A 5,558-nucleotide genomic window follows, 5' to 3' on the forward strand; every position below is an offset into this window, starting at 1 on the left:
GTCCGCGGCCATGCCTGAAAAACAGATCAGTGTCGCTTTCCATGCTATCGTGGCGGACACGCGCGACGAAGCGCTCTTCGAAGAGTTGCCGTATGCGATTTTTAAGATGCAGCTCTACCGCGGGATGATGCGCAACCATCTGATGACCCCCGAACAAGCCGCCGCTTACCCGCTGACGGAAATCGAGAAGCAGCTCATCAACGACATCCGCAAGACGCATATTCTCGGGACCGCAACAGAGGCAGCCGAAACATTGCTGAATCTGCAGGAACAATACGGTTTCGACGAAGCGATGATCATCAGCATGCCGCATTCCCAACAGGCGCGGCTCAAAACCTATTCCTTATTGGCGCAGGAATTGCTTTAAATGACATGCGCATCAAGCTCAGTCATCCGCTTCACGGGGATGGCTTTTTTTGGCTTTTGCCCATTCCAATGTTTCGGCGATCCTTTTTTGGCGGGTATCCGCACGTTTAGCTTGGGCGATCCAGAAAAGATAGTGGGCCTTTTCGCCGGTCGGCCAAGCTTCGAAATGTTCGCGTGCAGCCGGATCATCCCTGAATGCCTGCTCCAATTCCTCGGGCAGATCCGGTACTTCCTTCGAGGAATAGGCAGCTTGCCATTTCCCGCTGGCCTTCGCCGCCTGGATCGCCGCCAAACCGGCTTCAGTCATCCTGCCAGCCTCAATCAAAGCCTCAGCACGCTTGCGGTTGACCAACGACCACACGCTTCCGGATCTGCGAGGCGTGACGCGAATGATGAAACTTTCCTTATCTAGACTGTACATCTTGCCGTCGATCCAACCGAAACAAAGCGCCTCTTCGACCGCTTCCGCGAGCAGGATGCCCTCGCCTTTAGTGTGGGCTTTTTTGATTTCCAGCCAGATTTGATCCTTTTGATCATGGTTATGCGCTAGCCAGTCATGCCATTCCTGCGGATTTCGGCAGCTGAGCCAGGTTTCGGGCATTTTCGGTTCAGACATCGACAACCCTCCCTACACTTTGGCCTGTTGCATCCTTTTGTTGATCCGGTACACCAAGAAAGTCAGCCATACAGACGGCTGCTTCTTCTGACCGAAATCCCACCCTTTCCATGCCATCCACTCCGATTCCGGCGTGAACAGCCCTTCCTGATCGGCTTTAGCATCGATGAAGGCCACCATCTGCAGGAGACGCTCATCCGACCTCGCAAATTGATATTGCGACAACACCTCCGCAACATGCATAATGTCATACCAGATGAAGGGCGCCTTCAATTTCCTGAAATCGGTCCCCATGAAAAACATATAGGGATGTCGCTCTTCGCTATGCTCCCACAGCTCAAGCAGCGTTTCCACTCCGATGCGCGCATCCTCTCCATCCCCGTATTCCGGAAACAGAGCCAGCAGCTTCAGCATCAATAGGTTGGCATAGGGACAAGGATCATCCTTTCTTCCCGGGCCGCGGAATTTACCGAGTTCTTTGGAGACTGCACAAGGCCATCCGTTTTCCCTCCGCAAAGCCAACAGATGCGCCACTGCTTTCATAATCTCGGGCTCCTCGGCTTTCCGCATCTTCTTGACGGAATAAAGCAACAAAGGGGCATCGCAAAGAGCCCAAGCCCACTGCACCTCTCCGCTTCCGCCATGTGAGGGGGCTATGTTCATCGGCAGCTGAAAGAGACCTTCTTCGGAGTGATGCGCCATAACGCTGTTTATGATTTGCGGAATGCCGTCATCTGCATCCGTCAAGCCTAGGTCTGCAAGGAACGCCAGCTTGTGGTACAACTGCCCGGCACTCTTGTGGCTGCTCAGAACCAAGCCCGGCCATTCCTGCAGCTCCTTGATCAGCCCCTGCACGAGCGGATGGCCCAGCATCTGTTTCTTCACCGCGATGACGCTTTCGTCATCTTCGTGCATCCCCAGCAGGTCCAGCATGCTCCTGTAAACAACCCAAGGCTCTGAAGACTGTGCCAAATAATCAAGGTTATCCAAATGATCACGCTCCTTCCGTATGCTTTTTCAGGAAAGCTACAGCCTTTTTGGCTACTTGCTTCCGGGGATTGTGCATTTGAGCAGACGCAAAGGCCAAGATTCCATTTTTGTCATGGGCCACCTCGAAGTATTTGTCGAAACAATCGATCGCGTGCCCGCAAAGGATGTTCCTGCATTCCGGGGACGGTTCCCCTTTGTGCAGATAGGTGTTTTCAGGAATACGCATCAGCCGCCCTGTAATATCCTGTTCGTATTCCGGCTTGCTCAGGATGGTTTTCCAGGCATTTCCGACGACGTTCGCCGCCGTCACCATTGCATCCGCATCTATCAAATCGAAATACTTTTCATAGACGGAGGCAAATTTGTTTTCTGTATCCACAGCCGCCAGATTCGACAGCGTGATGATCGCTCCCCATTTGCTGAAGCTGTTCGGGCTCTCAATCAGCGCCACCACTTCCTCGAAATACGGATAGACGCATTCTGGCTTCCGCTCGCTCACGATGCGGATGACCTTCTCGCAATAGAATTTTGCGCTACCCGGATCGTTCCTGATGATCGCAAACAGCACGGGTATGTATTCCGGTTGCTGCAGCACCTCCCTGACGAATGCCTCCAGACCAGGCTTGCCTTGAATCTTTTCGAGCAGCTTGTCCTTTTCTTTTTGCTCCATCCAAATCATCCCCGAATTCCATTTGCTGTTTCAGCCTGATGATAGAAATCCAATACCCGCAGACATCTGAGTGTATTCCATCGGCTCGGTTTTCCGGCCTCTTCCATCATGAAATGCACTTCGCCCGGATGATGGGCCTGCGTTTTCCAGCGTCCGTCCGGCAGCCGCTTTTCCTTCAGAACGTCCAATGCATCCTGCAACCTTTCATCGTATGGGTAACGGACACTTTGGAAGTAATCGAGCGCGCGCAGAATGTCGTAGCGCCAACGAGGCGGATAGACCAATTTCAAAAAACTAGGATGGATGGTTGCGCCGGTGTGGTCGGATTTGTACAAACGGTGCCGCAAAAGGAATTCCTGTGCTTCGCTTTCGATCCGCTTCAATTCATCCAAACGATAAACATAGCCGGCTGCAGCGTACTCCCGAATACCTTCAAGCACACTGAGCGTGGAATGCACCGAACTGTGCCGGGCACCGGAACGGTTCAGCCGGCAATTGAAGCCGCCATCGTCCAGCTGTTGGCTGATGACGAAATCCACCACCGTCCTGAGCTTGTCTTCTTCCGTCCCGAAATAGCAGGCATAGTTCAGGAACATGCCATTGACGCAGACATCGCTCTGCTCGATGCCTTTTGCCGGATTGACGCCGCCATCAGTGGCGATGACGGTAGCAAGGATGAGATCCAGCGCCTTTTTTATTTCCCGGGTCGCCGGGATGCAGAGGTTCCGCAGATCCAGCAAGGTGTAATGGCTGCTTGTCCATTTCGGCTGATAAAACCAACGTCCCCAGTGCCCCTCAGGCTGTTGCCGTTCCAGAAAAGCGCAGCCCCATCCTTCCTTTGCTATCCTGTTCCTCAGGTCAGCCAACGCAGCCGGGTCTTCATGCAACAGATCGCGTCTTGTCTGATATTGGATGGCTGGATCGCCTTCCAGAAGCCACGCGATGATTTCCTCCCTCTTCATTTCCATCTGCCCTTCCTTTTTCGGCTCAATCGTAATAAATGCTGCCGCCGATGAATTCCCTCAAAATGGAATTGAACGGCACTTTGGAGACGTCCAGCGGTTCGAAGAAACTCAGCAGATTCAGGAGCCGTTCGCGCGTATCGTAATAAGGGCTGTCCGCCGGAATTCTATCCAACGCCTCTTCCGCGAAGGGACGCAGGGCGTTCATTTCGTAAATCATGCTGGAATTGAACATCACATCGGCCTCTTCCTGGAACTTGAAGATGTTCTGGTACTCACCGCGGCGCACGCTGTCCCATTGGTGGATCGTATTTTCCGGCGTGACTCCCCGGTATTTGTCATCCCTCACCAAACGCCTGAGCAGACGGATTTCCGAAGTCGGAACCCGACTCATAAGATCAATGTTTAGGCCGCCTAGTGCACTGATGTAGATTTTGTAGATGAGGTTGCGGTTGATGCTGGTGACAAGTTCCGGATTCAACGCATGGATGCCCTCAATGATGAGGATCTCCGACGGACCGATCTGCATCGGTTTGTATTCGGCCAGCCGCTTGCCGGTGATAAAATCGAATTGAGGAACGGATACGCGCTCACCAGCGATAAGCTGCGCGATTTGTTGCTTCAGCAATGGCAGATCCAACGCTTCCATGCTGTCGAAGTCGTACTTCCCGTCGGCATCCCGGGGCGTGTGCTCCCTATCAACGAAATAATGATCCAACGACAGTGCGATCGGCTTCAGCCCGTTCACTTCCAGCTGCGTCGACAGCCGTTGGGCAAAGGATGTCTTGCCTGACGAGGAAGGTCCCGACACGAGCAACAGGCGCAAGGCGCGCCGGTGCTGCAGGATGGCATCCGCGATGATGGAAATTTCCTTTTCGTGCAGAGCTTCGGCGATGCTGACCAATTTCATCGTGCGCCCGGATCGGATAAAGTCATTGACGTCATTGACGAGCTCGATATTGATATTGTCCATCCAGATCTGGTTCTTTTCGAATGCTTGGGATAACTGCACAGGCGGAATCAGCGGTCGATTGCTGCCCTTGTCGATATCCCCGAAATCCACGATGAACCCGTAGGAAAACGGCAGGATCGTGAACGGTTCGACAAGGTGGGGCTCCGTGAAAGCCGGATAGACAGCCTTCACGATGATGTCCCCCACCTGATAATGGTAATAGCCGCCCTCTTTATCCAGGAGCTCGATAGCGCTGTCCTTTTCGACCCATTCCCGCAGTTTCAATTCGATCTGCTTCACTTCCCTTGTCGACAAGATTGATCCGTACAGATTGCAGAAGACCCCTTCCAAAATGGAATAGGATGTCTTCAGCGTCTCTTCCGGAAAAAGATCATGCACTACCTTGATCAAACCTAATTTGACAGTCTGGCGACCTCTGTGCAGATGTGTCTCACTCATAATGTTCTCCCCCCTTACTCTCGTTTTGCGGTTGCTTATATCTTTGAAGCAGGCTGGCGTCCGCGCGTTTCCGAGAACCGATATGCTTCCAGCAGCCAAACATCGAGGACACCCGTCAGATCCGCTTCCTCCGCTATAATGACATGGTGCGTCCATCGGCCTGGGTATGGTTCGATGGCTTCGACAATCTGATCATGCACAATCTGGCGCCCGCAGCCGAAGCTCAGTACCAAGCTGTGCAGCGGCCGCTTTCTGTCGGTCGGTAGCGGCATCCAGACCCAGGCGAATTGCGTCCGCGTGGCGAAGGAAATCTGGGTCTTTGTCACCGTGATAATGGCGGGTCCGATTGCCCGGATTTTCCTTTCCACAGCCATGAACAAAGCTTTGGTTTCCGGTTTCCCGGCAAAAAATGCTTCCACTTCTTTGTTGATCATTACATCTGTCATAAGTATCGCCTCATTTTTTGAAATAGGGATTGGCGTATTCTCACTCCACCAAGAATACGATTTTCGTCAACAATTCGCTTTCAGGCACTTCCTCAGG

At 52.9% G+C, this 5,558-nt stretch carries 6 protein-coding genes and 1 pseudogene; 1 reads left to right on the top strand and 6 read right to left on the bottom strand.

The window, feature by feature from the left end:
- Positions 1-367, top strand: a pseudogene (locus WBV27_RS07285) (LLM class flavin-dependent oxidoreductase); the annotation flags it as partial.
- Positions 368-385: 18 nt separating this feature from the next.
- Here the strand turns inward: WBV27_RS07285 and WBV27_RS07290 are convergent.
- The 6 genes from WBV27_RS07290 to WBV27_RS07315 are packed head-to-tail and all read right to left on the bottom strand — an operon-like array spanning position 386 to position 5,461.
- Positions 386-982: a YdeI/OmpD-associated family protein gene (locus WBV27_RS07290; RefSeq protein ID WP_424200743.1), complete on the bottom strand. Its 597-nt coding sequence runs from the start codon at positions 980-982 to the stop codon at positions 386-388.
- A 12-nt stretch (positions 983-994) separates the two neighbouring features.
- On the bottom strand, positions 995-1,972 hold the full coding sequence (locus tag WBV27_RS07295) for a hypothetical protein (protein WP_424200745.1): 978 nt from the start codon (positions 1,970-1,972) through the stop codon (positions 995-997).
- A gap of 4 nt (positions 1,973-1,976) precedes the next feature.
- Positions 1,977-2,642, bottom strand: a complete 666-nt coding sequence (locus WBV27_RS07300; RefSeq protein WP_424200747.1) for a hypothetical protein — start codon at positions 2,640-2,642, stop codon at positions 1,977-1,979.
- 5 nt (positions 2,643-2,647) lie between these two features.
- Positions 2,648-3,610, bottom strand: a complete 963-nt coding sequence (locus WBV27_RS07305) for a hypothetical protein (protein ID WP_424200749.1) — start codon at positions 3,608-3,610, stop codon at positions 2,648-2,650.
- 19 nt (positions 3,611-3,629) lie between these two features.
- Complete coding sequence (locus tag WBV27_RS07310) at positions 3,630-5,015, bottom strand: uridine kinase family protein (protein ID WP_424200751.1); 1,386 nt, start codon at positions 5,013-5,015, stop codon at positions 3,630-3,632.
- Positions 5,016-5,050: 35 nt separating this feature from the next.
- Positions 5,051-5,461 carry a DUF5655 domain-containing protein gene (locus WBV27_RS07315; RefSeq protein WP_424200753.1) on the bottom strand — a complete coding sequence of 137 codons (411 nt, stop codon included), beginning with the start codon at positions 5,459-5,461 and terminating at the stop codon, positions 5,051-5,053.
- Between the last annotated feature and the right edge of the window lie 97 nt (positions 5,462-5,558).

This window comes from Trichococcus sp., from assembly GCF_049589555.1.
GTDB lineage: Bacteria > Bacillota > Bacilli > Lactobacillales > Aerococcaceae > Trichococcus.